This is a genomic window from Cupriavidus sp. 05L411, assembly GCF_056398045.1.
This window is the reverse complement of record NZ_JBFTOQ010000027.1, coordinates 86,683-112,012: the sequence shown is the minus strand read 5'-3', so window position 1 is coordinate 112,012 and position 25,330 is coordinate 86,683. Positions and strand designations below refer to the sequence as shown.

Sequence of the window (25,330 nt, the reverse complement as noted above, 5' to 3'; positions counted from 1 at the left end):
CCCGAAAGGCACCGATCTCTCGGGCTACTCGCAAGCCAAGCTCAACGCCATAGCCAGAAGACTCAACGAACGCCCACGCAAAACACTAAACTTCGATACACCGGCTGAACGATTCCATCAAGCTGTTGCGTTGACCGGTTGAATCCGCAATCCTCTACCGCCGGATGCTCGCGGAACATGGCCGCCACCTGCGAGGTGACCTTCTCGGTGCGGTCCAGGCTGGCGGAGTCCGGCATCATCACCGCCACCAGCACATAGCCCTGGTCCTCCGATGGCACGAACGCCGTGGGAATCCGGCCAAACAGCTGCCACACCGCCAGCAGCATCAGGACGAAGCAAAGCAGCGCCACCACGGAGCGGCGCATGAAGATGCGCACCCAGTTGCCGTAGTGATCCACCAGCCAGTCGAAGCGCTTGTTGAACCAGACAAAGCCGCTCCATGGCTCATGGTGCCCCGGCTTGAGGATCATCGCGGCGAGGGCCGGCGACAAGGTCAGCGCGACGAAGCCGGACAGCACCACCGACACCACGATGGTCAGCGCGAACTGCCGGTACAGTTGCCCGGTGGTGCCGGAGACGAAGGCTACCGGGATGAACACGGCGGACAGCACCAGCACGATGGCGATCACCGGGCCGGTCACTTCCTCCATCGCGCGCAGCGTGGCCTCCTTGGGCGAGAGCTTGAACTCGGCCATGTTGCGCTCTACGTTCTCCACCACCACGATGGCGTCGTCCACCACGATGCCGATCGCCAGCACGAGCGCGAACAAGGTCAGCAGGTTGATCGAGAACCCCAGCGCCAGCAGCCCGGCAAACGTGCCGAAGATCGAGACGAACACCGCCAGCACCGGGATGATGGTGGCGCGCACGTTCTGCAGGAAGATGAACACCACCAGCACCACCAGGATCACGGCCTCGATCAGCGTGTGCACCACTTCGTCGATGGACGCGCGCACGAACTCTGTGGTGTCGAGCGCCACCTTGTAGCTCACGCCTTGCGGGAAGGTCTTGGACATCTCGTCCAGCGCCTTCTGCACGTCCTTGGCCACCTGCAGCGCATTGGAGCCGGGTTGCTGGTACACCGCGATGATGGTGGCCGGCTTGCCGTTGAGCGCGGAGCGCAGCGTGTACTGCTGCTGGCCGATCTCGGCGCGGCCCACATCGCGCAGGCGCACCACCGCGGCGCCGGTGTTGTCGGCACGCAGGATGATGTTCTCGAACTGCGCGGGCGTGGTCAGGCGCCCCGGCGTGACCAGCGGAAAGGTCAGCTCCACCGGCTTGCTGTTGGGCGCCTGGCCCACGCTGCCGGCGCCGAACTGCTCATTCTGGCTTTGCACCGCGCGCTGCACATCCTGCGCGGTGATGCCGAGCGCCGCCATGCGGTCCGGCTTGAGCCAGATGCGCATGGCGAGGTCAGCCGAACCCATGATCTGCGCCTGGTTGGCGCCATTGACGCGCTTGATGGCGTCGAGCACGTAGAGGTTGGCGTAGTTGTTGATGTACTGCTGGTCGAAGCGGCCGTCGGGCGAGTACACGCCAATCAGCAGCAGGAAGCTGGAGGAGCGCTTCTGCACGTTGATGCCGGTCTTCTGCACGGTGTCCGGCAGCTGCGGCAGCGCCAGGTTGACGCGGTTCTGCACCTGCACCTGCGCGGTATCGGGATCGGTGCCGATGTCGAAATACACATTGAGTGTCATCGATCCGGTAGGCGAAGACGTCGACTGCATGTAGATCATGTTGTCGGCGCCGTTGACCTGGGTCTCGATAGGCGCGGCGACGGTCTGGGCTACGGTGTCGGAATCCGCGCCGGCGTAGGTGGCGCTGACGGTGACCTGGGGCGGGGTGATGTCGGGATACTGGGCGATCGGCAGCGCGAACATGGCCACCACGCCACCGATGACGATGATCAGTGACAGCACCGCCGCAAAGATGGGCCGCTGGACGCAAAAGGCGGAGAGCATGTTGGTCTGTGCCTCAGGATGACTGGGCCACGGGCGCGGAGGCACCCTGCGCGGACGCCGGCGCCGGCATACTGCCCGCGCCCACGGCGGCAGGTGGCGCCTCGCCGGTGATCTTTACCGTTGCGCCCGGCGCGATCTTGCTCGCGCCGTCCACCACCACCGTCTCCCCGGGCCCCAGCCCCTGGGAGATCCGCCACATCGAGCCGGACAGGTCGCCCACCGTCACCGGCCGGGGCGAGGCCTTGCTGTCCTTGTCCACCACGAAGACCAGGTCGCCCTTGGGCCCGTGGACCACGGCGCGCTGCGGCACCACGATGGCGTCGGGCCGCTTGGCGCCGTTGACCAATACACGCACGAACTGGCCCGGGCGCAGCACCCCTTCCTGGTTGGGCATTTCCGCGCGGACCAGAAAGGTGCCGGTCTGCTGATTGTAGGTGGCGTCGGCAAACGTGATGCGGCCCTTGCGCGGATACTCGCTGCCGTCGGCCAGCACCACGGTGACCTCATAGTGCTGGTCAGGCGGCGGCACCAGTTGCTTGTTGGCCTGCTGGGCGCGGAACTCGAGCGTCTGCGGCTCGGAGATGCTGAAATTGATGCGCATCGGCGTGAGCGTGGACACCGTGGTCAGCAAGCTGTTGGTGGCGCTCACGTAAGCGCCTTCGGGCAGCACGGCGAAGCTCGACACGCCGTCCACCGGCGAGCGCACATAGGTATAGGACAGGTTGAGTTGCTGCGCCTCCACCTGCGCGCGCGCCTGCTCCACGCCCGCCGCCGCCGCATGATAGTTGCCGGTGGCGTCGTCAAGGTCCTTCGCCGACAGCGCATTGCGCTCGGCCAGTGGCTTGACCCGCGCCAGGTTGGCGCGCGCCACTTCCAGCCGCGCACGCTCCTGCGCCAGTTGCGCCTTGGCGGCGTCGAGCTGGGCCAGGAAGGGCTTGTGGTCGATCTCGAACAGCAACTGGCCGGCTTTGACCATGGCGCCTTCCACATAACTGCGCTTGACCAGAAAACCCGAGACCCGGCCGCGGATATCCACCGCCTGGTCGCTCTGGGTCTGCCCGACAAACTCGAAAGTGACCGGCAAGTCCTGCGCCACGGTCTTGATGACCTGGACGGGCACCGCCTGCTGCGCCGCTGGCGGCGCCTCCTGCTTGCCGCAAGCGGCCAGCAGCCACAGCGACGCAAGCGACAACGCCCCGCCCCACAGCCGACCCGACGGATTCATTTGCCGCCCTCCCGCAGTCATCTGCACCCGCGGCGGCTGCCGCAAGCGTGCGCAACTGGTCACGCAAGTAAAACCCAGGGAGGTGATGCAAACAATTCAATTTTTCTTGCAAGCGATTTAAGTGCTTTCGGGCACAGCTTGCGCCCCTTGAATCCGGCGGCCGAGGACCTCACGTACGGCATCGATGCCCAAAGCGGAAAAGCGGCGCAGAGACGACAATTCCAGGGTGCCCGCCACACTCTCACAGCATCGCGGCGTCGCCGGAATGCGCTAAAACAATATCAATGCTGGAAGCATCCGGCCCCGAATCCCACACCCTGGAGGTGGCATGCCCCCTCGCACCACCGTTTTCGTCGCCGCCCTCGTGGTTGGCCTGCTGCACGGCTATATCGGGCTGCGCCTGTTACCCGACATGCCGGTGTCCTTCGCCATCAAGGCGCTAGCCGTAGCCTGGCTGGCGCTATCGTGGCCGCTGATTCCCGCAGGCCTGCTGGCGCGGCGCCTGGACCAGCCGTGGTCCGATGCGCTGACCTGGGTGGGCATGCTGGCCATGGGTTTCTTCTCTTCCTTGCTGATACTGACGCTGGCGCGCGACGTCGTGCTGCTGGTGAGCGCGATGGCCGGCTGGCACCCGGCATGGATGCTGCCCAGCACCGCCGCCGCGGTGCCGGTGCTGGCGCTGCTGGTCACCCTGATGGGATTCTTCAATGCGCGGCGGCTGGCGCAGGTGGTCGAGGTGGAAGTCCCCATCGCCGGCCTGCCTGACTCGCTGCACGACTTCACCATCGTGCAGATCAGCGACATCCACGTTGGCCCCACCATCAAGCGCGCCTACCTGGAGCGCATCGTCGCCCGCGTCAACGGGTTGGCCCCGGACGCCATCGCCATCACCGGCGATCTGGTCGACGGCACCGTGCGCGAGTTGTCCCGGCACACAGCCCCGCTAGGCAACCTGAAGGCCCGCCATGGCACCTACTTTGTCACCGGCAACCACGAGTACTACGCTGGCGCCGAGCCGTGGATCGCGGAGCTGCGCGGACTGGGCCTGCGCGTGCTGATGAACGAGCATGTGGTGATCGGGGAGGAGGAGGAAGCGCTGGTGCTGGCAGGCGTGACCGATTTTTCCGCCCACCGTTTCGACGAGAGCCACCGCAGCGACCCGGCGCGCGCGCTGCACGGCGCCCCGGCGGTGGTAGCCGCGCGCGTGCTGCTAGCGCACCAGCCGCGCACGGCGCCGGCTGCATCCACCGCGGGCTTCGACCTGCAGCTCTCCGGACATACGCATGGCGGCCAGTTCTGGCCCTGGAACCTGTTCGTGCCGATGCAGCAGCCTTATACCGCCGGGTTGAACCGGCATGAGGCGATGTGGGTGTACGTGAGCAGAGGGACCGGGTATTGGGGGCCGCCTAAGCGGTTTGGGGCGCCGTCGGAGATTACTAAGTTGAGGTTGGTGAGGAAGTGAGTTTTTTGGGGAGGGGCAACTGCAACTGATTAACTTCAGAATCAAGGGATTAACTTCAACGTCAACGTCAACTGCAGTTTCACCACCCCTGCGGGGCGGCGACTGTGGTGGTCAAGTAAACCTGGACACTTTCTCAGGCAGCTTCCACCTTTAAATCCTCGTACTCGGCCGGCGGCATGTTCAACGTGGCCGAGTGCAATCTCTGTTGGTTGTAGAAGAACAGCACATAGTCTGTGATGTCCGCTCGGGCCTCCGCGCGGTCCCGGTAAGTCCGGTCTCGTATGCGTTCCCCCTTCAAGCTACAGAAGAAACGCTCCACCACCGCGTTGTCCCAGCAGTTGCCAGCGCGGCTCATGCTGGGCGTAATCCCTTCATCGTGTAGCAGCGCCTGGAACGCGAGGCTGGCGTACTGACTACCTTGGTCCGAGTGGAACATCAGCCCTTCGGCCGGCCGTCGGCTCGATAGCGCCAGTCTCAACGCTCTGACCACCAGCTGCGTGTCGGCCGAGGCCGAGTACGCCCACCCAACTACCCGTCGCGAGAACAAGTCGATCACCACAGCCAAGTACAGCCAGCCTTGCTGCGTCCCAATGAAGGTCACATCACCAGCCCATACGCGGTTTGGCTGCGCCACCGCAAACTGCCGATTCAGTCGGTTCGGCGCAATGGCTGAGGACTTCCCGCCCTTCGAGTAGTAGTGCTTGCGTGCCCTCCGGACTGCAACCTGCGCTTCCTGCATCAATCCTCTGGCCTGATGGCGTCCCACGGCGTGGCCTCGTCGCCGCATCTCTTGCGACATGCGGCGGTTGCCGTAACTTTCTCCGCTTGCCTCGTGGATCAACTTGACTTGATCCACCAAGGCCTCGCGCTGCGCACGCAGCGGCCCTTGCCGGGCCTTCCACGCGTAGTAGCTGCTGCGCGGCATTCCCAGCGTCCTGCACACCACGGCCACCGGCCAGACCTTCTCCGCCTGTTCGATCACTTCGTATTGCGATCGAGTTCCTTGACGAAGAAGGCCGTGGACTTTTTTAGGATGTCGCGCTCGCGCTCCAGTTGGGCCACCTGCCGCTCCAAATCCCGGATGCGGCGCTGATCCGGCGTTAGACTTACCAGGTCACTTGGGCCCGGCTGCACCTTCGCCTGTCGATGTCCCAGCCAGCGTCGAAGCGCCGTCTCCCCGATGCCCAGTGCCTTGGCAGCCTTGGTCACCGTATAGCCCTGCTCCAACACCAAGTTCACGGCCTCTGCCTTGAACTCGTCCGAGAAATCCTTGCGTGCCATCATCACCTCTCTAGTCGACGGGAAGTCTACCTTTTGAGGTGTCCAAGTTCATTAGACCACTACAGTCGCCGCCCCGAAGGGGAGGTGAAACTGCAGTTGCCCTTGACCTTAAGCCGTTGCAGCTGAAGTTGCAGTTGCAGTCCAAAGACCCCCCCCCCTCTCTCCTTTAACGAACAATAGGCTTATACCGAATCCGCTTAGGCTTAGCCCCCTCCTCACCCAGACGTCGCTTCTTGTCCGCCTCATACTCCTGATAGTTGCCCGGGAAGAATTCCACATGCGACTCGCCTTCGAAGGCCAGGATGTGGGTGGCGATCCGGTCCAGGAACCAGCGATCGTGGGAAATCACCATCACGCAACCGGCGAACTCSAGCAGCGCGTCTTCSAGCGCGCGCAGCGTTTCCACGTCGAGGTCGTTCGACGGTTCRTCSAGMAGCAGCACRTTGCCGCCGGMGATCAGCGTCTTGGCCAGRTGCAGGCGCCCGCGCTCGCCCCCCGATAGCGTGCCCACGTGCTTCTGCTGGTCCGAGCCCTTGAAATTGAAGCGGCCGATGTACGCGCGCGACGGCGTTTCGTAGCGGCCAACCGTCAGCACGTCGGCGCCGCCGGAGATCTCTTCGAACACGGTCTTGCTGCCGTCGAGCGCATCGCGGCTCTGGTCCACGTAGGCCATCTTCACGGTCGGGCCGACCTTGATCTCGCCGCTGTCCGGGGTTTCCTTGCCGGTGAGCATGCGGAAGAAGGTCGACTTGCCGGCGCCGTTGGGGCCGATGATGCCGACGATGGCGCCGGGCGGCACCTTGAAGCTGAGGTCGTCGATCAGCAGGCGGTCGCCGTAGGCCTTGCTCACGCCGTTGAACTCGATCACCTCGTTGCCCAGGCGCTCACCCGCGGGGATGAAGATTTCCTGGGTTTCGTTGCGCTTCTGGTATTCCTGGCTGTTCAGTTCGTCAAAGCGCGCGAGACGTGCCTTGGACTTGGCCTGGCGGCCCTTGGGGTTCTGCCGCACCCATTCCAGTTCCTTGTGCAGCGCCTTCTGGCGGGCCGACTCGCTCGATTCTTCCTGCTTCAGACGGGCTTCCTTCTGATCCAGCCAGGAGCTGTAGTTGCCCTTCCAGGGAATGCCGTGGCCACGGTCCAGTTCCAGAATCCACTCGGCGGCGTTGTCGAGGAAGTAGCGATCGTGGGTCACCGCCACCACGGTGCCGGGGAAGCGCGTGAGGAACTGCTCCAGCCATTCCACCGATTCCGCATCCAGGTGGTTGGTGGGTTCGTCGAGCAGCAGCATGTCGGGGCGCGACAGCAGCAGGCGGCACAGCGCCACGCGGCGCTTCTCGCCGCCGGACAAGTTGCCGACCTTGGCTTCCCACGGCGGCAGGCGCAGCGCATCAGCCGCGATCTCCAGCTGCAGCTCGGCGTTGTTGCCGTCGCTGGCCGCCAGGATGGCTTCGTACTTGGCCTGGTCCGCTGCCAGCGCGTCGAAATCCGCGTCCGGCTCGGCATAGGCCGCATAGATCTCGTCGAGCTTCTTGCGGGCTTCGAACACACCGCCCAGCGCGGCTTCCACCGACTCGCGCACGGTTTGCTCGGGATCGAGCTGCGGCTCCTGCGGCAGGTAGCCAATGTTCAGGTTGGGCATGGGCGTGGCTTCGCCCTCGATTTCCTTGTCGAGGCCAGCCATGATCTTCAGGACGGTCGACTTGCCCGAGCCGTTCAGGCCCAGCACGCCGATCTTGGCGCCCGGGAAGAAGGACAGGGAAATGTCCTTGAGAATGTGACGCTTGGGCGGGACGATCTTGCCCACGCGGTTCATGGTGAAAACGTACTGTGCCATGCGGATCCGGGTGAAATTGGGGGGAATCGGCCAAGTGTAGCAAAGCCGGTCCGCACAAGGCCCTTCATGACGCCCCTGAGGATGCCTTCCTGGCGCGTGGCGCGGCGCCCGGCGTGCCGGCAGCACGCTTGCGCGCACGGGTCAGGCTGGAGGTCAGGCGGCGGTAAGCAATGTCCATATGCCGCTGCATGACCGCGCGCGCCAGCTCCGGATCCTTGCGGCGCAGTGCCGCCAGGACTTCGCGATGCTCGGCGATGGCCTGGGCCCAGACCTCGGGCGTCTCGAAGTGGCTGTTCAACTGATCGAACAGCGGCCCGAGGCGCAAGTCGAAGAGCCGGCGCACAACGCCCACCAGCACGCTGTTGCCGGTGGCTTGCGCCACCCGCACATGGAACAAGCGGTCCGCATCGAGCGGCTTGATGCCGGCGGCGGCTTCGGCGGCCATCTGCGCGATGGCTTCCTCGATCGCATCGAACTGGGCCTTGCGCCCGCTCCTGGCCGCCAGCGCGGCGACCTCGCCTTCCACCAGGGCACGTGCGCGGATCAGCTCGAGCGGCCCTTCCTCGGCGGACAGGTCGAAGCCGGCGTCGACGGATGACGGCGGCTCGCACACATAGATGCCGGAGCCCATCCGCACTTCGATATAGCCCTCAACCTCGAGCGCGATCAACGCCTCGCGCAGCGATGGGCGGCTCACGCCGAGCTGCACCGACAAATCCCGCTCCGCCGGCAGGCGCGAGCCCACCGGAAACTCGCCGGCCTGGATCAGCGTGCGCAACTGCGCGCTGATCTGGCGGTACAGGCGTTGCGGTTCGATCGAATGGATAGGCATGTGCAGCCCGAGCGTCTGGCGAAATTGGTTTGACCATTTGTCCAGCCGGCTGGAGTCTAGGCAGCGCGCCAGCGAATGTCCAGGCGGTTTCATCGCGCGCCGCAGCATGCGCAGCGGCATCGGTAAAGACCACTAATTGGTAATACCAGTTTACCTGTCCAGACTCGTGAACTAGACTCCGCTCACTCGGCATGCATGCGGCAAGGCAGTGCAATCGGTCGTGGGCATCCGTATCTGCAGCGCACAAGAAAGCGGGCATCAGCACACGTGGCGCCTACGCGCCAGCCGTCGCTACGCGGCCCCGCAAGAACGCAGGAGACCCGAGTGAACGACGACAAGCCGACGCCCCCCAAGCGCCGCAGCCAGGCCTGGTTTGGCCGCCTCGACCGCGATGGCTTCATCTATCGCTCGTGGCTCAAGAACCGCGGCATTCCTCACGACCAGTTCGATGGCCGTCCGGTCATCGGCATCTGCAACACCTACTCCGAGCTCACGCCCTGCAACTCGCATTTCCGCACACTGGCCGAACAGGTCAAGATCGGCGTGTGGGAAGCCGGCGGCTTTCCGCTTGAATTCCCGGTGATGTCGCTGGGCGAGACCATGCTGCGCCCCACCGCCATGCTGTTCCGCAACCTGGCCAGCATGGACGTGGAAGAGTCGATTCGCGGCAACCCGATCGATGGCGTGGTGCTGCTGATGGGCTGCGACAAGACCACGCCCGCGCTGATGATGGGCGCGGCCTCGTGCGACCTGCCCACCATCGGCGTCTCCGGTGGCCCCATGCTGAGCGGCAAGTTCCGCGGCGGCGAACTGGGCTCCGGCACCGATGTGTGGAAGATGTCGGAGGAAGTGCGGGCCGGCCAGATGTCGCAGGAGGACTTCTTCGAGGCCGAGAGCTGCATGCACCGCTCGCACGGCCACTGCATGACGATGGGCACCGCGTCGACCATGGCCAGCATGGTGGAAGCGCTGGGCATGAGCCTGCCCGGCAACGCGGCGATTCCCGCCGTGGATGGCCGCCGCAATGTGCTGGCGCGCGCGTCGGGGCGCCGCATCGTGGAGATGGTGAAAGACAACCTGGTGATGTCAAAGATCCTGACCCGCGATGCGTTCGAGAACGCCATCCGCGTCAACGCGGCCATCGGCGGCTCGACCAACGCCGTGATCCACCTGCTAGCCATCGCCGGGCGTATCGGCGTCGAGCTCAAGCTGGAAGACTGGGATGCGCTGGGCCACGAGTTGCCGTGCCTGCTCGACCTGCAACCATCCGGGCGCCACCTGATGGAGGATTTCTATTACGCGGGCGGCCTGCCCGCAGTGATCCGCGAACTGGAATCGGTGCTTGCGCGCGACGCGCTCACCGTCAACGGCAAGACGTTGTGGGACAACTGCAAGGACGCGCCCAACTGGAACCGCGAAGTCATCCACGCCTTCGGCGCGCCCTTCAAGGCCAACGCCGGCATTGCTGTGCTGCGCGGCAACCTGTGCCCCGATGGCGCGGTGATCAAGCCGTCGGCCGCCACGCCGGCGCTGCTCAAGCACACCGGCCGCGCGGTGGTATTCGAGAACAGCGAGCACATGCACCAGCGGCTCGACGATGAATCGCTCGACGTCGACGAGACCTGCGTGCTGGTGCTGAAGAACTGCGGCCCACGCGGCTACCCCGGCATGGCCGAAGCCGGCAACATGCCGCTGCCGCCCAAAGTGCTGCGCAAGGGCATCACCGACATGGTCCGCGTATCGGATGCGCGCATGAGCGGCACGGCTTACGGCACGGTGGTGCTGCACGTGGCGCCCGAGGCCGCGGCCGGCGGCCCGCTAGCGCTGGTGAAGGACGGCGACATGGTGGAGCTCGACGTGGCCGCGCGCAAGCTACACCTGCATGTCGATGAAGCGGAGCTGCAGCGCCGCCGCGCCGCATGGCAGGCGCCCGCGTTGCCGATGGAGCGCGGCTGGACGCGCCTGTATGTCGAGCATGTGCAGCAGGCCAACCTGGGCGCCGACATGGATTTCCTGGTGGGCAAGAGCGGCGCCGCGGTGCCCAAGGACAACCACTGAGGCACGCTGTCGCGCCACGAATCACCACGGCAATCCAATCGCGGCAAACTGCCGCCCCCGGCACGAACGGGCATCAGCGGCTCACGGAGGCACCACGCATGGCATCGGTCCAGATTCGCGGCATCCAGAAATACTTCGGCAGCACACAGGTCATCCGCGGCGTGGACATCGATATTGCCGACGGCCAGTTCACCGTGCTGGTGGGGCCGTCGGGCTGCGGCAAGTCCACGCTGCTGCGCATGATCGCCGGGCTGGAGGAGATCACCACCGGCGAGATCGCCATCGGTAACCGCGTGGTCAACCGCCTGCCGCCAAAGGAGCGCGATATCGCCATGGTGTTCCAGAACTATGCGCTCTACCCGCATATGACGGTCTACGACAACATGGCCTTCTCGCTCAAGCTCGCCAAGGGCGACAAGGACGAGATCAAGCGGAAAGTGGCCAAGGCATCCGCCATCCTCGGCCTGGACAGTTTGCTGGAGCGCTACCCGCGCCAGCTCTCGGGCGGCCAGCGCCAGCGCGTGGCCATGGGCCGCGCCATCGTGCGCGATCCGCAGGTGTTCCTGTTCGACGAGCCGCTCTCCAACCTGGACGCCAAGCTGCGCGTGCAGATGCGCGCGGAGATCAAGGAGCTGCACCAGCGCCTGCGCACCACCTCCGTCTACGTCACGCACGACCAGATCGAAGCCATGACCATGGCCGACCAGATCGTGGTGATGCGTGACGGCCGCGTGGAGCAGCGCGGCAAGCCGCTGGCGCTTTACGATCATCCCGACAACCTCTTCGTGGCTGGCTTTATCGGCTCCCCGGCGATGAACTTCGTGCCTGGCGTGCTGCGCCGCAGTGGCAGCGATGCCGCAGTCGAGTTTCCCGATGGCACGCGCCTGCCGGCGCCCGCGCGCTTCGATGCCGCCGCCGGCACCGACGGCCAGCGCGTGATCTACGGCGTTCGGCCCGAGCACCTGATCCTGGGCATGCCGGGCCAGGGCCTGCAAACGCGCGTGTCGGTGGTCGAGCCCACCGGCGCCAACACCGAGATCTATTCCCGCTTCTGCGAGGTGGAGTTCATCTCGATCTTCCGCGAGCGCCATGACTTCGCCGCGGGCGACATCCTGAACCTGGTGCCCGACCACCAGCACACGCATCTGTTCGATGCCGACTCGGGCCAGACGCTATTGCAGCGTGGCCCGGCGGCGGCGGACGATCCGGGAAGCAGGCATGACCAGCACGGGGCAGAGCCCCTGACCACGGAGGAGACAAAGCGATGAGCACACCGAGCAACTTCACGAGACGCGATTTCCTGGTGTCCACGGCGGCCGTTGCCGCCACCACGGCCATCGGCGGCCATGCCTTCGCCGCGCCGGCTGCACTGCAATACAAGCCGGAGGCCGGCGCCAAGCTGCGCGTGCTGCGCTGGAAGCGTTTCGTGCAAGGCGACGAAGACCTGTGGAACGCCAACACGAAGAAGTTCACCGAGCTGACCGGCGTCGAGGTGCGCGTCGACAACGAAGGCTGGGAAGACGTGCGCCCCAAGGCCGCCGTCGCGGCCAGCGTCGGCAGCGGGCCGGACGTCATCGTGGGCTGGTTCGATGACCCGCAGCAGTACCCTGACAAGCTGGTCGACCTGACCGACCTGGCCACCTACCTGGGCGGCAAATACGGCGGCTGGTACGACGTGTGCCGCAAGTACGGCACGCACAACGGCAAGTGGATCGGCCTGCCGCTGGGCGTGGTCGGCAACGCGCTGGTCTATCGCGAAAGCCACGTCAAAGCCGCTGGCTTCGACGCCATCCCGAAGGACCTCCCCGGCTTCCTCAAGCTGTGCCAGGGCCTCAAGGCCAAGAACACGCCGTGCGGATTTGCGCTCGGCAAGGCCGTGGGCGACGGCAACAACTGGGCACACTGGCTGCTGTGGTCGCACGGCGGCATGCTGGTCGACACCAAGGGCAAGGTGGTGGTCAACTCGCCCGAGACGTGGGCCGCGCTGGAATATGCCAAGCAGCTCTACGCCACCTTCGTGCCCGGCACGCTGTCGTGGCAAGACCCGTCCAACAACAAGGCTTTCCTCGACGGCCAGATCAGCCTGACCGCCAACGGCATCTCGGTCTACTACGCGGCCAAGAATTCGAAGGAGCCAAAGCTGCAGGAAATGGCGCGCGACATCCAGCACGCGCACTTCCCCATCGGCACGCCCGGCAGGCCCACCGAGCTGATGCAGATCACGCAGATGATGCTGTTCAGGTATTCCAAGTTCCCGAACGCGGCCAAGGCGTACCTGCAGTTCATGATGGAGCCCGAGCAGTACAACCCGTGGATGGAAGCCGCCATCGGTTACGTCAGCCAGCCGCTCAAGGCCTATGAGGCCAACCCGATCTGGACGGCCGACCCCAAGCACACCGTGTATCGCGACTCCGCCGCCCTGATGCTCGACAACGGCCACGCCGGGCCGCTGGGCACGGCCTCGGCCGCGGCCATGGCGGACTACATCGTGGTCGACATGGTAGCCGAGGCGGCCAGCGGCTCCAAGACACCTAAGGAAGCGGCGGCGCGCGCGGCGGAGCGGGCGCGGCGGTACTACAAGGCGTAGCAAGAATGACAAGGGCGCGGCAGCACCGCCGCGCCCGCCAAGCCGAACCCTGCGAGGTGAGCCATGCGAGGTGAACCATGATTTCCCGCCTGTTGAACAACCGCCATGCGCTGGGGCTGCTGTTCATGCTGCCCACCGCGCTGTTGCTGCTGGTTTTCCTGACGTACCCGCTCGGCCTTGGCGTATGGCTCGGCTTCACCAACACCAAGATCGGCGGCACCGGCGAATGGATCGGGCTGTCCAACTACAGCTATCTGGCAGGCGACTCGCTGACGCAGCTGGCGCTGTTCAATACGATCTTCTACACCGTGGTGGCCAGCGTGGTGAAATTCGCGCTGGGCCTGTGGCTGGCGCTGCTGCTCAACAAGAACCTGCCGTTCAAGTCCTTCTTCCGCGCCATCGTGCTGCTGCCGTGGATCGTGCCGACCGCGCTGTCGGCACTGGCATTCTGGTGGATCTACGACGCGCAGTTCTCCATCATCAGCTGGACGCTGGTCAAGCTAGGGCTGATCGATCGCTATATCGATTTCCTGGGCGACCCATGGCTGGCGCGCTTCTCTACCATCGCGGCCAATGTCTGGCGCGGCATTCCCTTTGTCGCCATCTCGCTGCTGGCTGGCTTGCAGACGATCTCGCCCACGTTGTACGAGGCCGCGTCCATCGACGGCGTGACGCCATGGCAGCAGTTCCGCTACGTCACGCTGCCTCTGCTGACACCAATCATCGCCGTGGTGATGACCTTCTCGGTGCTGTTCACGTTCACCGACTTCCAGCTGATCTATGTGCTCACGCGCGGCGGCCCGCTCAACGCCACGCACCTGATGGCCACGCTGTCGTTCCAGCGCGCGATTCCCGGCGGCTCGCTGGGCGAAGGCGCGGCGATCGCCACGATGATGGTGCCCTTCCTGCTGGCCGCCATCCTGTTTTCCTACTTCGGCCTGCAGCGGCGCGGCTGGCAACAGGGAGGCGACAAATGAAAGCGACGGCCGCAGCGGAGCAGCAGGACACCGCGCAGGGGATGGATTACCTGCAATCGATGCCACGGCGCTGGGTGACCATCTACATCCCGCTAGGCATCTTCGTCTTCGTGCTGCTGTTTCCCTTCTACTGGATGGCGATCACTGCCTTCAAGCCGGACGGCGAACTCCTGATGCGCAGCGCCAACCCGTTCTGGGTGATGGCGCCCACGTTCGCCCACTTCAAGAAGCTGCTGTTCGACACCCCCTACCCGGAGTGGCTGCTCAATACCGTGATCGTCTCCACGATCGCCACCTTTGCTTCGCTGGCCGCCAGCGTGCTGGCCGCGTACGCCATCGAGCGGCTGCGCTTCCAGGGCGCGAAGCAGGTAGGCCTGGCCATCTTCCTGGCCTACCTGATCCCGCCCTCGATCCTGTTCATCCCGCTGGCATCGATCGTGTTCCAGCTCGGCCTGTTCGATACGCGCTGGGCGCTGATCCTCACCTACCCCACCTTCCTGATCCCGTTCTGCACCTGGCTGCTGATGGGGTACTTCCGCTCCATCCCTTACGAGCTGGAAGAGTGCGCGCTGATCGACGGCGCCACGCGCTGGGAAATCCTGGTCAAGATCATCCTGCCGCTGGCCGTGCCGGGGCTGATCTCTGCCGGCATCTTTGCCTTCACGCTGTCGTGGAACGAGTTCATCTACGCGCTGACCTTCATCTCCTCGTCGGAGGTGAAGACGGTGCCGGTGGGGATCGTCACCGAACTGATCGAAGGCGACGTCTACCACTGGGGCGCGCTGATGGCGGGCGCCTTGCTGGGCTCGCTGCCGGTGGCACTGGTCTACTCGTTCTTTGTGGAGTACTACGTGTCGGGCATGACGGGCGCGGTCAAGGAATAAGCGCATAGCGGCAGCCAGGACGCGTGGGGCCTTGGCAGGCTAAAATGCGCAGTTATCCTGCCGTGAGCCTGCGCCCGGCAATGTCGCATTCGAATCACTCCGCCTCCAAGCCCGATCCCATGAGCAAACCCGCCCGCACCCTCACCTTCAAGTGCAAGAAGTGCACCAAGCCCGTCACGCTATTCCTGCAGAAGGTGTCCGCCTGCTCGCACATCACGCCGTACCAGGGCTTTTGCAAGTGCGGTGAAATGGTGCGCCACGCCACGGGCGACAAGGACGCCGTGGAGTCCTTCGTCAGCTCGGTCGACGGCAGCTGGGCCCACCATCACCACCATCACCATTGAGCACCCGTAGCACCCCCACCCCCACCAGCGAGACCTGGCGCTCCGGCGTCAAGGATCCGCTGCGCTTCCTCGCCGCGTATCCCGACGGCGTGCTCGACCAGGTGCGCCAGATGGTGGCCGCCAATCGCCTGGGCGAACACCTGGCGAAGAAATATCCCGCGCGGCACACCGTGCAGACCGACCGCGCGCTGTAYGACTTCACCGCCGAGCTGAAGCAGGAATTCCTGCGCACCGCGCCGCCAATCCATAAGGTCGCGTTCGACGCCAAGATCGACGTGGTCCATCGCGCGCTCGGGCTGCACACCGCCATCTCGCGCGTGCAAGGCGGCAAGCTCAAGGCCAAGAAGGAAATCCGCGTGGCGTCGCTGTTCAAGGAAGCACCGCCCGAGTTCCTGCGCATGATCGTGGTGCACGAGCTTGCACACCTGAAGGAGAGCGATCACAACAAGGCGTTCTACCGCCTGTGCGAATACATGGAACCGGCGTACCACCAGCTGGAGTTCGACACGCGCCTGTTTTTGGCGTGGCGCGAACTGGAGGCTGCGCAGGGCTAAGCCCCTCTCCTCTCAAGCCTCAATCAGCACCGGGGCTCACCACCACCGTCTTCCGATACGTCCCCTGTGCCGCCAGGCGATGCAGCACGCACACCTGCACGTTGCCGGCGAAAACGGCCTGCCCGACGGCTGCCGCCGTATGCGCCAGCACAACTGCGGCCATGGCGGCCTGCACTGGCTCCGGACGCGCGATGGTCATCACGAGGTGCGTCACGACGAAGCCGGCTTCGGGGTCGTCACCGGTCAGCGCCACTTCCGCCACCAGCAAGCGGCTCTTGAGATCGGCCAGTTGCGCGTAACCGTGGCCGGCGAGTTCGCGGTGCACGCCGGCGAACACCTGCGCGAAATCAATCCTGTCGGCGAGTTGCCGTGTGGTTTCCGTAATCAGATGCGGCATGGTCAGTCCGGTTTCACCGAGGCGGAGGATACGGCGCGGGTCCAGCTCGTTTGCGCCTGCGACAGGAACTGGCGGAAGCCGGCAGGATCGAGGGGCCTGGCTTCCACGCCAAGCGCCAGCAGGCGTTCCTGCATCTGCTTGTCGGCAAGCACCGCATTCAGCTCGCGATTGAGCCGGTTGAGGATATCGCCCGGCAGCTTGCCCGGCGCCATGATTCCGTACCACGGCGCCGCATCGAAATCGCGTACGCCCTGCTCGCGCATGGTGGGCACGCCCGGCAGCAAGGCGGAGCGCCGCGCGCCGGTCTGTGCCAGCGGCACTACGGTGCCGGCCTTGATATGCGGCATCAGCAGCACGGGGCTGTCGAACATCAGCGCAATCTGCCCGCCCAGCAAATCGTTGATGGCCGGGCCCGACCCCTTGTAGGGAGAGTGCAGCAGGCGCGCACCGGTCGCCTGCGAGAACATCGCCCCGATGATGTGCTGGGGCGTGCCGTTGCCCGCCGAGCCGTAGGCGATGGTGTCGGGCGCCGCAACGGACGCGCGCACCAGCGCAGGCACGGCATCGAAGCGCTGCCCGCGGGTACCGGCCACCAGGATGAATGGCACCGTGCCGATCAGGCCTACGCCGGCCAGGTCCTTCGCCGGGTCGTAGGGCAGCGCCGGATACAGCGCCTTGCCGACCGAGACCGGCCCGACCGCGCCGAGCAACAATGTATAGCCATCGGCCGGCGCCTTGCTGACATAGTCGCTGCCAATGGTGCCGCCCGCGCCGGGGCGGTTCTCCACCACCACGGATTGCTTCAGGCGGACCTGCAGATCTTTCCCGATCAGGCGGGCGAGCGAGTCGGTGGTGGCGCCGGGCGCATACGGCACCACCAGGCGGATCGGGCGATCCGGATAGGCAGCGCTGGCGGCTGGCGCGAATGCCAGGCAGAGCGCGGCGGCTGCGAGCACGGGCGACAAAAAGGCGGGCAGCCGGCGGTGGCGCCAGTTGGCGCTGGAATGGCATGACATGGGGGTCTCCTGGTGTTTTCCATGTTGTGCGTGCATTCCAGCAGTTACGACATGCTCTGTAAAATGATGAATCGATTTTCAATTCATCACGGCAAATTATGAGATCAACGGCCACGCCCGAAGCCATGGACCTTCGCCTGGTTCGCAGTTTCATGGCCGTCGCCCGCCATGGCAGCGTGACTGCCGCGGCCGGTTCGCTGGGCCTGACGCAACCGGCCTTGTCACAGCACCTGCGCATCTTCGCGCAGAGCCTGGGGGTGCCGCTGTTCGGGCGCGTGGGCCGCAAGCTGGAACTGACCGATGCGGGCAGGCAACTGGTGCTGGCGCTCGAACCCGTGCTCGATCAACTCGAACGGGTCATCGTATCCGCGGCCTCCCAGCACGGCGCGGTGGAAGGCACGCTGCGCATCGGCGCCACCCATACCTATCTTTCCGCGCTGGTGATGCCGGCCGTGCAAGCGCTGGTCGATGCGCATCCGGGGCTGGATATCCAGGTGTTCGAGTTTGCCGCCGCCGAGGTCGACCGTTCCCTGCTCGACGGACAGATCGACCTTGGCCTGGCGTTCGCGAAGGATGCGCCAAAACGCATCGAACAGGTGCCGCTGTTCTCGGAAACGCTTGCCTTGATCGCACCCGGACACAAGCTGCCGCGCGAGCAGGAAACCGTGACCCTGGCGCAACTGGGAGCGCTGCCCCTGGCACTGCTGCCCGAGCGCTTCGCCATGCGCCGGCAGATCGACGCGGCCACGCAGGCCGCGGGCATCATGCTGCGACCCCGGCTGGAAGGCCCCAGCGTGGAAGCCTTGCTGCGCGCCGTGCTCGGCGGGCGCCTGTACACCGTCGCCAGCCCGCTGGCACTGCATATCGCCGGCACGCAGCGCAGCGGCAGCTTCGCCGGGCTGGCCTACGCGCCGGTCGCACATCCCGGCTTCAGCCGCACGGCCACACTGCACCGGCGCCGCGGCCGACCGGATAGCCCCGCCGCCACAGCCTTCATGGATACGCTGGGAAAGGTGATCCGGGACGCCGCCGGCAACGGGTATCTCATACCTGGCTGACACGCCTGATGCCATCGCCCACCGTTTCGCGCCGCACCCCGATTAACAAATAACATTTGAAATTGATAGATCCGAACAGATATTTATCAATCCTTGTTTGAATCATAAAGTCTGTACTCATACAACCGCCGCAAGGCAAGGAAACCGTACATGAGTACAAACCACCCCATCAGACCGACAGCGCGCGCGCCGCGGAATCCGCGCCGCGACTTCCTGGGCAGCGCAGCCGTACTCACCGCCGCGCTGCCCCTGGCCGCGGCTACAGCCTGCGCCACCACCACGCCACCCAGCCAGGCGCACCCGCAAGCCCGCGCCGGCCGCACCCGGTTCTGGCCAGATGGCGCGCAACTCGTCATCTCCATCTCGATGCAGTTCGAAGCCGGCGCCCAGCCTGAGCGCGGCGCCAGCGGCCCCTTCCCTCCGCTCGACCCCAAGTATCCCGACTACCCGCTGCAGTCCTGGTACACCTACGGCGTGCGCGAAGGCATTCCGCGTCTGCTGGACCTTTGGGACCGCACCGGTATCAAGGTGACCTCGCATATGGTGGGGCAGGCGGTCGAGCGCCATCCCGAACTGGCGCGTGAAATCGTCGCGCGCGGGCACGAAGCCTCAGGCCATGGCCAGACCTGGGAGCCGCAATACAGCATGAGTGCCGAAGCGGAACGCGCCAGTTACGTGCAGAGCATCGACACCATCCAGCGCGCCACCGGCACGCGGCCCCTTGGCTTCAACGCCTTCTGGATGCGCGGCTCGCCCAACACGCTGCCGATCCTGCAGTCGCTCGGTTTCCTCTATCACATCGACGACCTCAGCCGCGACGAGCCATCCGTGCTGCAGGTAGGCGGCAAGCCGTTCGCCGTGGTGCCCTACACCGTGCGCAACAACGACATCGTGCGCTTCGACTCGCCATCGACCACGGCCGAAGACCTGCTCGGCGAGCTGAAGGCGGAGTTCGATGTGCTCTACGCGGAAGGCGCCCACCGCCGCCGCATGATGTCCATCAGCACACACGACCGCATCTCGGGTTCCCCGGCACGCGTGCGCGCACTCGACGCATTTATCCGCTACGCCCAGGGCCATGCCGGCGTGACCTTCATGCGCAAGGACGACATCGCCCGCTTCGCGCTCGGCGCGAGCGGCGTGCCGGCGGCATAAGCCAGGGCAAAACCACGAACATACAGAACGAGTGACAAGCCGACATGAACAACACAAGCCTCACGCCAGTACGCGCATTCGTAGCCGCCCTCGGCATCGCCCTGTTGCCGCTATCGCAAAGCGCCGCCGCTGCTGGCGACGAACTGGTCCACCCGCAGCACCTGGCCCAGGGCGCGGACCAGCCGGCCGCCGCAGCAGCGCTTCTCGCCGCCCGCCGCTACGCCACCTTCTGGCACACCGGCGACGAACGCTACGCCACGCTCGCACTCGCCCCGGACTTCACCGACCGCACGCTGCCGCCCGGCCGCGAGCAAGGGCTGCGCGGCCCGTTGCAGGCCTCCAGGGGATTCCGCGCCGCGGTACCGGATCTCAGCGCGGAAATGGAAGACGCAGTCATCGCCGGCGACCGGGTCGCGGTCCACCTGCGCTTTCGCGGCCACTTCACCGGGCAGTTCGGCGACAGCAAGGGCCAGGGCCAGCAGATCGACTTCCAGGCCTTCGACCTGTACCGGGTGGCAAACGGCAAGATCGTGGAGAACTGGCATCTGGAGGACAACCTGGGCCTGCTCAGGCAGATGGGGGTGAGCAAGTAGGTATTGGGCCGCAACATGCGCGGTGCGTGGCGGTACTACTTCGCCACCGTCACCCGCCAGACCACATTGCCGACATCGTCCGCCACGAGCAACGCGCCGCGCTTGTCGATGGCAACGCCCACCGGCCGGCCTTGCGCGTCGCCGTCCTGCGTCAGGAAACCGGTCAGCACGTCGAGCGGCTCGCCAACCGGCTTGCCGTTGGCGAACGGCACGAAGATCACCTTGTAGCCGCTGCGCGGATTGCGGTTCCACGAGCCGTGCTGACCGACGAACATGCCGTTCCGGAAGCGGGAAGGCAGCGCGTTGCCTTGCGCCGATGCCAGGCCGAGCGACGCGGTATGCGGGCCAACGGCGTAATCGGGCGCAATGGCCTTGGCCACCATCTCCGGCTGCTGCGGCTTCACGCGTGCGTCCACATGCTGGCCGTAGTAGCTGAAGGGCCAGCCGTAGAAGGCGCCGTCTTTGACCGATGTGATGTAGTCCGGCACGAGATCGCTGCCGATCTCGTCGCGCTCGTTCACCGCGGTCCATAGCGCGCCACTGTCGGGTTCCCACGCCATGCCGTTGGGATTGCGCAGGCCGCTGGCAAACACACGGTGCGCGCCGGTCTTGGGATCGACCTCCCAGATGGCGGCCCGCCCTTCTTCCTTGTCGAGGCCATTCTCGCCGACGTTGCTGTTGGAGCCGACGGTGACGTAGAGCTTGCTGCCGTCCTTGCTGGCGATGATGTTCTTGGTCCAGTGGTGATTGATGGCGCCTGCCGGCAGGTCCACCACCTTCACGCCGGGCGCGGTGATCTCGGCCTGCCCCGGTTGATATGGGAAACGCAGCACGGCATCCGTATCCGCCACGTAGAGATCATTGCCCACCAGCACCATGCCGAAGGGCGAATGCAAGTCCTTGAGAAATACGGAGCGCGCATCCGCGACGCCGTCGCCATTGGTATCGCGCAGCAGCGTGATGCGATTGGCGCTGGGCACGCCGGCACCCGCGCGCTTCATTACCCGCTTCATCACCCAGCCCCTGATACCCATGCCATCTTCCGGCTTGGGCGGCGCATTGGTCTCGGCGACCAGCACGTCACCATTGGGCAGTACGTAGAGCCAGCGCGGATGGTCCAGCTTGTCCGCGAAAGCCACGGCGACGAGGCCGTCCGCTGCCGTTGGCTTGGCGCCGTCGGCCCAGCCAATGGCAGGCGCAATGCGCACCGTCGGCAGCAAGGTCTTGATTGGTGCCGGCAAGGCCGGGTTGAAGCCCGTACCGGCGGACACTGGCAGGGTTGCGATGTCGCCGCATGCCGTGAGGCCGGCCGCCATCAGCAGGCAAAGTGACAGGACCGTTAGAAGGACAGTTGGACGCTGCACCGGCATGATCGGCTCTCCGCGGTAACGCGCTTGATCGCGTGATAAAGGCGCCGCCGCGCCCCACTGCGTCCACTATAGGACGCGCGCCCGGCAGCCGCTGTCAGCATGCTGGAATCGCGCTGTAGGACAGAGGCGATACGCGGCAGGGACAAGCCAGGAAAGGGAAGGAAAGGGGAAGGAAAGGCTTCAGGCGGGGAACCCCGCCCGGGAGGGACCGGCGCCGGCTTGTTGCCAGCGCCGTCTATTCGTCGTGGCCGCTCAATCGCAAGCGTAGCGGAACGCGTCATCCAGGTTCAGCGGGAGCACCAGTGTACGAAGGTGCGCTGCCTGGGCCGAAGTGCACAGCGCGGCACGCGTCGAGGCTGTCTTGTACTTCGACGCGTACTCCACGTTGAACACTGCCTTGCCCTGCGCCGTGAACGGCTTGTAGCTCGCGCACTCGTTGTATTGGAAGCACTGCTCGTTCACCGCGAAATCAAAGTCAGTCGCCAGTTGCGAGACCTGGTCCACATCATTCTTCAGGCCCACAGCCAGCCCGCGCGCATGCGCCTCGGCTGCGAGAAAGCGGTTGTAGTCCAGCTGCGTGGCCGCCGTCAGCGGAAAACCCGGTTTATTGGTATAGCCATCCACGTTGTCCGGGTCCACGCCATCGCAGCCCTTGGACTTCGCCAGATCCATGCGCGCCTGCATGATCTGGCGCACGTTGGCCGAGCGCGTATCGAGCCAACGCTCGCCCGCCCAACCCGACAACGCCCTGCCCATATCCGCCGCGGCAAACTGTTTGAAATCCGGCCGCCAGTTCTCCGAGCTACCCGCCGAGAAATAGCAGACCACACGCTTGCCCTGCGCCTTCAGAGCATTGATGGTCGCCTGCGGCGTATCCACCAGGTCGATATCGAAGACCTGCGCCGGGTAGCTCGTGTTGACCGTACCCGTCAGCTGCAATTGCCATGTATCGGCTGCCGTCGGCATCCAGCGCGAGACGGCCAGCGTTTGCGCCGACGGCGCCAGGGTCGTGGCCGACGCATTCACCGCCGACACGGACTTGACGGATGCATCCGACTCCGCCGACGAGCCATCGCCTCCGCAGGCCGACAGACAGGCGAACGAGGCCACCCATGCCATACGTGCAAGTTTCCGATTCACGGATGTGTTCCTTTTGGTTTGCTGCGCTTGGGGTGATGAGCTTGGGGTGATGAGCTTGGGGTGATGAAACTGGGAGAGCCAGGGCTCTGTAAGGTTGTCGGCTGGTGTGGGTAGACCTTGAAGGGTTTCGCGACAGGGGTAAGGTATTCGGGTTGGATGACGGGCGCAAGGCGGGCGCGGAAACCGTTGTATTCGAGGCAGCGCGAAAGATGTCCGGCCCAAAAAACAAAACGGGCTACGCAACTCGCGTAGCCCGTTCTTCAATTCTGGTGCCGGCTGCAGGACTCGAACCCGCCACCTGATGATTACAAATCAACTGCTCTACCTGATGAGCTAAGCCGGCATGTTTGGTGCAGACCGCGATTCTACTGCATGCGGCGCAAATTGACGATGCCTTCCTGTGCTTACTTCACGACCTTCAGCGAAGGTTTCTTTGCGCCAATGCGGGACACGGGCGGCGGCGTGGGTTCGTCGTCGCCGTTGTGGTCTTCGTTGGCTTCCGCGGTGACCAGCGGCTCGCTTTCGACCGAGGACAGCTTGGGTGGCGGGTTGTTCTCGCGTTCGGTTGCTGCCTGGGTCTCGGGCACGCTGCGTTCCACGGGAAAGGCCATGCCTTGGCCGTTTTCGCGCGCGTAGATGGCGAGCACGTTCTCGATGGGCACGTCGATCTTGCGCGAGATGCCGCCAAAGCGGGCGCTGAAGCCGATCCACTCGTTGCCCATGTCCAGGCCGCTGGTGGCGTCGAAGCTGACGTTGAGCACGATTTCGTTGTTCTTGACGAACTCGCGCGGCACGCTGGTGTTGGCGTCGACGAAGACGGCGATGTACGGCGTGAAGCCGTTATCCGTGCACCACTCGTAGATGGCGCGGATCAGGTAGGGCTTGGTGGAGGTTTCAGGCATTGTGCTTCCAGTGGCGCAGTCCGGCGGCCCGAGGCGAGCTTGTCGCTTCGGGCCAAAGCCGGTTTAGCGGCGCATCACCTTTTCAGACGGGGTGAGCGCTTCGATGTAGGCCGGGCGGCTGAAGATGCGTTCGGCGTACTTGAGCAGCGGCGCGGCGTTCTTCGACAGTTCGATGCCGTAGTGGTCCAGGCGCCACAGCAGCGGGGCGATGGCAACGTCGAGCATCGAGAACTCTTCGCCAAGCATGTACTTGTTCTTGACGAAAATCGGCGCGAGCTGGGTCAGACGGTCGCGGATGGCGGAGCGGGCGCGCTCGTGGTTCTTCTCGGCGGCCTTGCCCTTTTCGTTTTCGAGGGCATAGACGTGCGTGAACAGTTCCTTTTCGAAGTTGAACAGGAACAGGCGGGCGCGGGCGCGCTGCACCGGGTCGGCCGGCATCAGCTGCGGGTGCGGGAAGCGCTCGTCGATGTACTCGTTAATGATGTTCGACTCGTACAGGATCAGGTCGCGCTCGACCAGGATGGGCACCTGGCCGTAGGGGTTCATCACCGAAATGTCTTCCGGCTTGTTGAACAGGTCGACGTCACGGATCTCGAAATCCATGCCCTTTTCGAACAGGACGAGGCGGCAACGTTGGGAGAACGGGCAGGTGGTGCCCGAATACAACACCATCATGGTTGGATTCCTTTGATGCGGGGTCGATTGACTGGATCGGTATTCTGGCAGAACCGATATAGAGAAAGCAAATTAGAGATTCTTGACGCACATTTAAGTGCGCTCGATACGCATTAAAGACGGCCTTGGCGCACATTTATACAGCATTGCGCCTGTTGCCTATAAAGCAAAAGGGCTGAGGCGGGGTTGCTCTGCACAACACCCGCCCCAGCCCCTCGTCCCCATCAGACCCGCAGGTCTTCCGGGGTTTTACCGCGCTTTACTTGATGTCTTTCCAGTACGAAGCGTTCAGGCGCCAGGCGAAGATGGTGAACACACCGAGGAACATCAGCACCCAGACGCCCAGGCGCTTGCGCTGGTTCTGCGCGGGTTCCGCCATCCAGTCCAGGAAGCCAACCAGGTCGCTCGTGGCCTGGTCGTACTCGAGCGTGCTCATCTTGCCCGCGGTGATCTGCTCGAAGCCGGCGAACTTGTGCACCTTCTCGCCATGTTCTTCCACCTCGACGAACTTGGCGGCGCGCTGGCCTTGCAGCTCCCACAGCACGTGCGGCATGCCGACGCTCGGGAACACCAGGTTGTTCCAGCCCGTGGCGCGGTTGTCGTCACGGTAGAAGGTACGCAGGTAGGTGTACAGCCAGTCGTCGCCGCGGGCGCGGGCGATCACCGACAGGTCCGGCGGCGTGGCGCCAAAGAAGGCCTTGGCGTCCTTCGGCGGCATGGCGATGGTCATCATGTCGCCCACCTTCTCGCCGGAAAACAGCAGGTTCTCGCGGATCTGGTCGTCGGTCAGGCCGATATCCTTGAGGCGGTTGTACCGCATCATGGACGCGCCGTGGCAATTCAGGCAGTAGTTGACGAACAGCTTGGCGCCTCGCTGCAGCGAGGAAAGATCGCTCGTTTGCACGGGCGCCGGCTCAAGGGGGTAACCCCCTTCGTTGGCCATGGCGGGCGCGGCGGCAAAGCAGGCGCCGGCCAGCGCGAGAATCGAAAGCAGCTTTTTCATCTTTTGTCCTTGTGCTCTAGTC

General features: G+C 64.8%; 22 protein-coding genes, 1 tRNA gene and 2 pseudogenes. 12 read left to right on the top strand and 13 right to left on the bottom strand.

Annotated elements, in window-relative coordinates; all coding sequences use genetic code 11:
* Nucleotides 1–142 (top strand): annotated as a pseudogene (locus AC1DQR_RS27295) (IS30 family transposase); the annotation flags it as partial.
* Nucleotides 143–152: 10 nt separating this feature from the next.
* Here AC1DQR_RS27295 and AC1DQR_RS27290 read toward each other — a convergent pair.
* A pseudogene (locus tag AC1DQR_RS27290) lies at nucleotides 153–1,961 on the bottom strand (efflux RND transporter permease subunit); the annotation flags it as partial.
* A gap of 13 nt (nucleotides 1,962–1,974) precedes the next feature.
* A complete protein-coding gene (locus AC1DQR_RS27285; RefSeq protein ID WP_416049808.1) occupies nucleotides 1,975–3,186 on the bottom strand; it encodes an efflux RND transporter periplasmic adaptor subunit in 1,212 nt (403 codons plus the stop codon).
* A 328-nt stretch (nucleotides 3,187–3,514) separates the two neighbouring features.
* Between AC1DQR_RS27285 and AC1DQR_RS27280 the strand changes: the two genes are divergently transcribed.
* Nucleotides 3,515–4,648, top strand: coding sequence for a metallophosphoesterase (locus AC1DQR_RS27280; RefSeq protein ID WP_416049809.1), 1,134 nt, complete (start codon nucleotides 3,515–3,517; stop codon nucleotides 4,646–4,648).
* A gap of 133 nt (nucleotides 4,649–4,781) precedes the next feature.
* Here the strand turns inward: AC1DQR_RS27280 and AC1DQR_RS27275 are convergent.
* From AC1DQR_RS27275 to AC1DQR_RS27265, 3 genes are all read right to left on the bottom strand, one after another.
* Nucleotides 4,782–5,929 (bottom strand): IS3 family transposase gene (locus AC1DQR_RS27275; RefSeq protein WP_416050390.1). Its coding sequence is split into 2 segments (ribosomal slippage): nucleotides 4,782–5,671 and nucleotides 5,671–5,929, totalling 1,149 coding nucleotides; the frame shifts between segments, so codons are not numbered across the junction.
* Between the two features lie 166 nt (nucleotides 5,930–6,095).
* Nucleotides 6,096–7,763, bottom strand: a complete 1,668-nt coding sequence (gene ettA / locus AC1DQR_RS27270) for an energy-dependent translational throttle protein EttA (protein WP_477134079.1) — start codon at nucleotides 7,761–7,763, stop codon at nucleotides 6,096–6,098.
* Between the two features lie 64 nt (nucleotides 7,764–7,827).
* Complete coding sequence (locus AC1DQR_RS27265) at nucleotides 7,828–8,595, bottom strand: FadR/GntR family transcriptional regulator (protein ID WP_477134078.1); 768 nt, start codon at nucleotides 8,593–8,595, stop codon at nucleotides 7,828–7,830.
* Between the two features lie 324 nt (nucleotides 8,596–8,919).
* Here AC1DQR_RS27265 and AC1DQR_RS27260 point away from each other — a divergent pair, with 324 nt between their 5' ends.
* The 7 genes from AC1DQR_RS27260 to AC1DQR_RS27230 all read left to right on the top strand — a co-directional run bounded on the left by AC1DQR_RS27260 (nucleotide 8,920) and on the right by AC1DQR_RS27230 (nucleotide 15,999).
* On the top strand, nucleotides 8,920–10,653 hold the full coding sequence (locus AC1DQR_RS27260) for an IlvD/Edd family dehydratase (protein WP_416049810.1): 1,734 nt from the start codon (nucleotides 8,920–8,922) through the stop codon (nucleotides 10,651–10,653).
* Between the two features lie 98 nt (nucleotides 10,654–10,751).
* Entirely contained in the window at nucleotides 10,752–11,921 is a 1,170-nt protein-coding gene (locus AC1DQR_RS27255) for an ABC transporter ATP-binding protein (protein WP_416049811.1), read from the top strand.
* Complete coding sequence (locus tag AC1DQR_RS27250) at nucleotides 11,918–13,240, top strand: ABC transporter substrate-binding protein (RefSeq protein ID WP_416049812.1); 1,323 nt, start codon at nucleotides 11,918–11,920, stop codon at nucleotides 13,238–13,240. The genes AC1DQR_RS27255 and AC1DQR_RS27250 overlap by 4 nt, the downstream gene beginning before the upstream one ends.
* A gap of 77 nt (nucleotides 13,241–13,317) precedes the next feature.
* Nucleotides 13,318–14,217 carry a carbohydrate ABC transporter permease gene (locus AC1DQR_RS27245; protein WP_043350082.1) on the top strand — a complete coding sequence of 300 codons (900 nt, stop codon included), beginning with the start codon at nucleotides 13,318–13,320 and terminating at the stop codon, nucleotides 14,215–14,217.
* On the top strand, nucleotides 14,214–15,101 hold the full coding sequence (locus AC1DQR_RS27240) for a carbohydrate ABC transporter permease (protein WP_477134077.1): 888 nt from the start codon (nucleotides 14,214–14,216) through the stop codon (nucleotides 15,099–15,101). Before AC1DQR_RS27245 ends, AC1DQR_RS27240 begins: the two co-directional genes overlap by 4 nt.
* Nucleotides 15,102–15,220: 119 nt before the next feature.
* Nucleotides 15,221–15,445, top strand: coding sequence for a hypothetical protein (locus tag AC1DQR_RS27235; RefSeq protein WP_043350086.1), 225 nt, complete (start codon nucleotides 15,221–15,223; stop codon nucleotides 15,443–15,445).
* Between the two features lie 59 nt (nucleotides 15,446–15,504).
* On the top strand, nucleotides 15,505–15,999 hold the full coding sequence (locus AC1DQR_RS27230; protein WP_150985760.1) for a M48 metallopeptidase family protein: 495 nt from the start codon (nucleotides 15,505–15,507) through the stop codon (nucleotides 15,997–15,999).
* A 19-nt stretch (nucleotides 16,000–16,018) separates the two neighbouring features.
* On the opposite strand, the gene AC1DQR_RS27225 is transcribed toward AC1DQR_RS27230, so the two are convergent.
* Nucleotides 16,019–16,396, bottom strand: coding sequence for a hypothetical protein (locus AC1DQR_RS27225; protein ID WP_477134076.1), 378 nt, complete (start codon nucleotides 16,394–16,396; stop codon nucleotides 16,019–16,021).
* Nucleotides 16,397–16,398: 2 nt separating this feature from the next.
* Complete coding sequence (locus AC1DQR_RS27220; RefSeq protein ID WP_416049815.1) at nucleotides 16,399–17,412, bottom strand: tripartite tricarboxylate transporter substrate binding protein; 1,014 nt, start codon at nucleotides 17,410–17,412, stop codon at nucleotides 16,399–16,401.
* A gap of 98 nt (nucleotides 17,413–17,510) precedes the next feature.
* Between AC1DQR_RS27220 and AC1DQR_RS27215 the strand changes: the two genes are divergently transcribed.
* The 3 genes from AC1DQR_RS27215 to AC1DQR_RS27205 all read left to right on the top strand — a co-directional run bounded on the left by AC1DQR_RS27215 (nucleotide 17,511) and on the right by AC1DQR_RS27205 (nucleotide 20,218).
* Nucleotides 17,511–18,470, top strand: a complete 960-nt coding sequence (locus AC1DQR_RS27215; RefSeq protein ID WP_477134075.1) for a LysR family transcriptional regulator — start codon at nucleotides 17,511–17,513, stop codon at nucleotides 18,468–18,470.
* A gap of 150 nt (nucleotides 18,471–18,620) precedes the next feature.
* On the top strand, nucleotides 18,621–19,625 hold the full coding sequence (locus AC1DQR_RS27210) for a polysaccharide deacetylase family protein (RefSeq protein ID WP_416049816.1): 1,005 nt from the start codon (nucleotides 18,621–18,623) through the stop codon (nucleotides 19,623–19,625).
* 44 nt (nucleotides 19,626–19,669) lie between these two features.
* Nucleotides 19,670–20,218 carry an ester cyclase gene (locus AC1DQR_RS27205; RefSeq protein WP_477134074.1) on the top strand — a complete coding sequence of 183 codons (549 nt, stop codon included), beginning with the start codon at nucleotides 19,670–19,672 and terminating at the stop codon, nucleotides 20,216–20,218.
* Between the two features lie 35 nt (nucleotides 20,219–20,253).
* On the opposite strand, the gene AC1DQR_RS27200 is transcribed toward AC1DQR_RS27205, so the two are convergent.
* The 6 genes from AC1DQR_RS27200 to AC1DQR_RS27175 all read right to left on the bottom strand — a co-directional run bounded on the left by AC1DQR_RS27200 (nucleotide 20,254) and on the right by AC1DQR_RS27175 (nucleotide 25,308).
* Entirely contained in the window at nucleotides 20,254–21,534 is a 1,281-nt protein-coding gene (locus AC1DQR_RS27200; RefSeq protein WP_477134082.1) for a PQQ-dependent sugar dehydrogenase, read from the bottom strand.
* Between the two features lie 306 nt (nucleotides 21,535–21,840).
* Complete coding sequence (locus AC1DQR_RS27195; protein WP_477134081.1) at nucleotides 21,841–22,707, bottom strand: endo alpha-1,4 polygalactosaminidase; 867 nt, start codon at nucleotides 22,705–22,707, stop codon at nucleotides 21,841–21,843.
* A 288-nt stretch (nucleotides 22,708–22,995) separates the two neighbouring features.
* Nucleotides 22,996–23,071 (bottom strand) — tRNA-Thr (locus AC1DQR_RS27190).
* A gap of 61 nt (nucleotides 23,072–23,132) precedes the next feature.
* Nucleotides 23,133–23,630: a ClpXP protease specificity-enhancing factor gene (locus AC1DQR_RS27185; protein ID WP_150985693.1), complete on the bottom strand. Its 498-nt coding sequence runs from the start codon at nucleotides 23,628–23,630 to the stop codon at nucleotides 23,133–23,135.
* Nucleotides 23,631–23,693: 63 nt separating this feature from the next.
* Nucleotides 23,694–24,305, bottom strand: coding sequence for a glutathione S-transferase N-terminal domain-containing protein (locus tag AC1DQR_RS27180; protein ID WP_006159674.1), 612 nt, complete (start codon nucleotides 24,303–24,305; stop codon nucleotides 23,694–23,696).
* 259 nt (nucleotides 24,306–24,564) lie between these two features.
* Nucleotides 24,565–25,308, bottom strand: a complete 744-nt coding sequence (locus AC1DQR_RS27175) for a cytochrome c1 (RefSeq protein ID WP_416049818.1) — start codon at nucleotides 25,306–25,308, stop codon at nucleotides 24,565–24,567.
* Nucleotides 25,309–25,330: the final 22 nt, after the last annotated feature.

Coding starts and splice junctions, on each gene's coding strand:
- AC1DQR_RS27210 (WP_416049816.1), top strand. CDS start 18,621: ATGAGTACAAACCACCCCATCAGACCGACAGCGCGCGCGCCGCGGAAT.
- AC1DQR_RS27235 (WP_043350086.1), top strand. CDS start 15,221: ATGAGCAAACCCGCCCGCACCCTCACCTTCAAGTGCAAGAAGTGCACC.
- AC1DQR_RS27205 (WP_477134074.1), top strand. CDS start 19,670: ATGAACAACACAAGCCTCACGCCAGTACGCGCATTCGTAGCCGCCCTC.
- AC1DQR_RS27175 (WP_416049818.1), bottom strand. CDS start 25,308: ATGAAAAAGCTGCTTTCGATTCTCGCGCTGGCCGGCGCCTGCTTTGCC.
- AC1DQR_RS27200 (WP_477134082.1), bottom strand. CDS start 21,534: ATGGCGGCCGGCCTCACGGCATGCGGCGACATCGCAACCCTGCCAGTG.
- AC1DQR_RS27255 (WP_416049811.1), top strand. CDS start 10,752: ATGGCATCGGTCCAGATTCGCGGCATCCAGAAATACTTCGGCAGCACA.
- AC1DQR_RS27265 (WP_477134078.1), bottom strand. CDS start 8,595: ATGCCTATCCATTCGATCGAACCGCAACGCCTGTACCGCCAGATCAGC.
- AC1DQR_RS27245 (WP_043350082.1), top strand. CDS start 13,318: ATGATTTCCCGCCTGTTGAACAACCGCCATGCGCTGGGGCTGCTGTTC.
- AC1DQR_RS27280 (WP_416049809.1), top strand. CDS start 3,515: ATGCCCCCTCGCACCACCGTTTTCGTCGCCGCCCTCGTGGTTGGCCTG.
- AC1DQR_RS27225 (WP_477134076.1), bottom strand. CDS start 16,396: ATGCCGCATCTGATTACGGAAACCACACGGCAACTCGCCGACAGGATT.
- AC1DQR_RS27220 (WP_416049815.1), bottom strand. CDS start 17,412: ATGTCATGCCATTCCAGCGCCAACTGGCGCCACCGCCGGCTGCCCGCC.
- AC1DQR_RS27285 (WP_416049808.1), bottom strand. CDS start 3,186: ATGAATCCGTCGGGTCGGCTGTGGGGCGGGGCGTTGTCGCTTGCGTCG.
- AC1DQR_RS27185 (WP_150985693.1), bottom strand. CDS start 23,630: ATGCCTGAAACCTCCACCAAGCCCTACCTGATCCGCGCCATCTACGAG.
- AC1DQR_RS27240 (WP_477134077.1), top strand. CDS start 14,214: ATGAAAGCGACGGCCGCAGCGGAGCAGCAGGACACCGCGCAGGGGATG.
- AC1DQR_RS27195 (WP_477134081.1), bottom strand. CDS start 22,707: ATGGCATGGGTGGCCTCGTTCGCCTGTCTGTCGGCCTGCGGAGGCGAT.
- AC1DQR_RS27215 (WP_477134075.1), top strand. CDS start 17,511: ATGAGATCAACGGCCACGCCCGAAGCCATGGACCTTCGCCTGGTTCGC.
- AC1DQR_RS27250 (WP_416049812.1), top strand. CDS start 11,918: ATGAGCACACCGAGCAACTTCACGAGACGCGATTTCCTGGTGTCCACG.
- AC1DQR_RS27180 (WP_006159674.1), bottom strand. CDS start 24,305: ATGATGGTGTTGTATTCGGGCACCACCTGCCCGTTCTCCCAACGTTGC.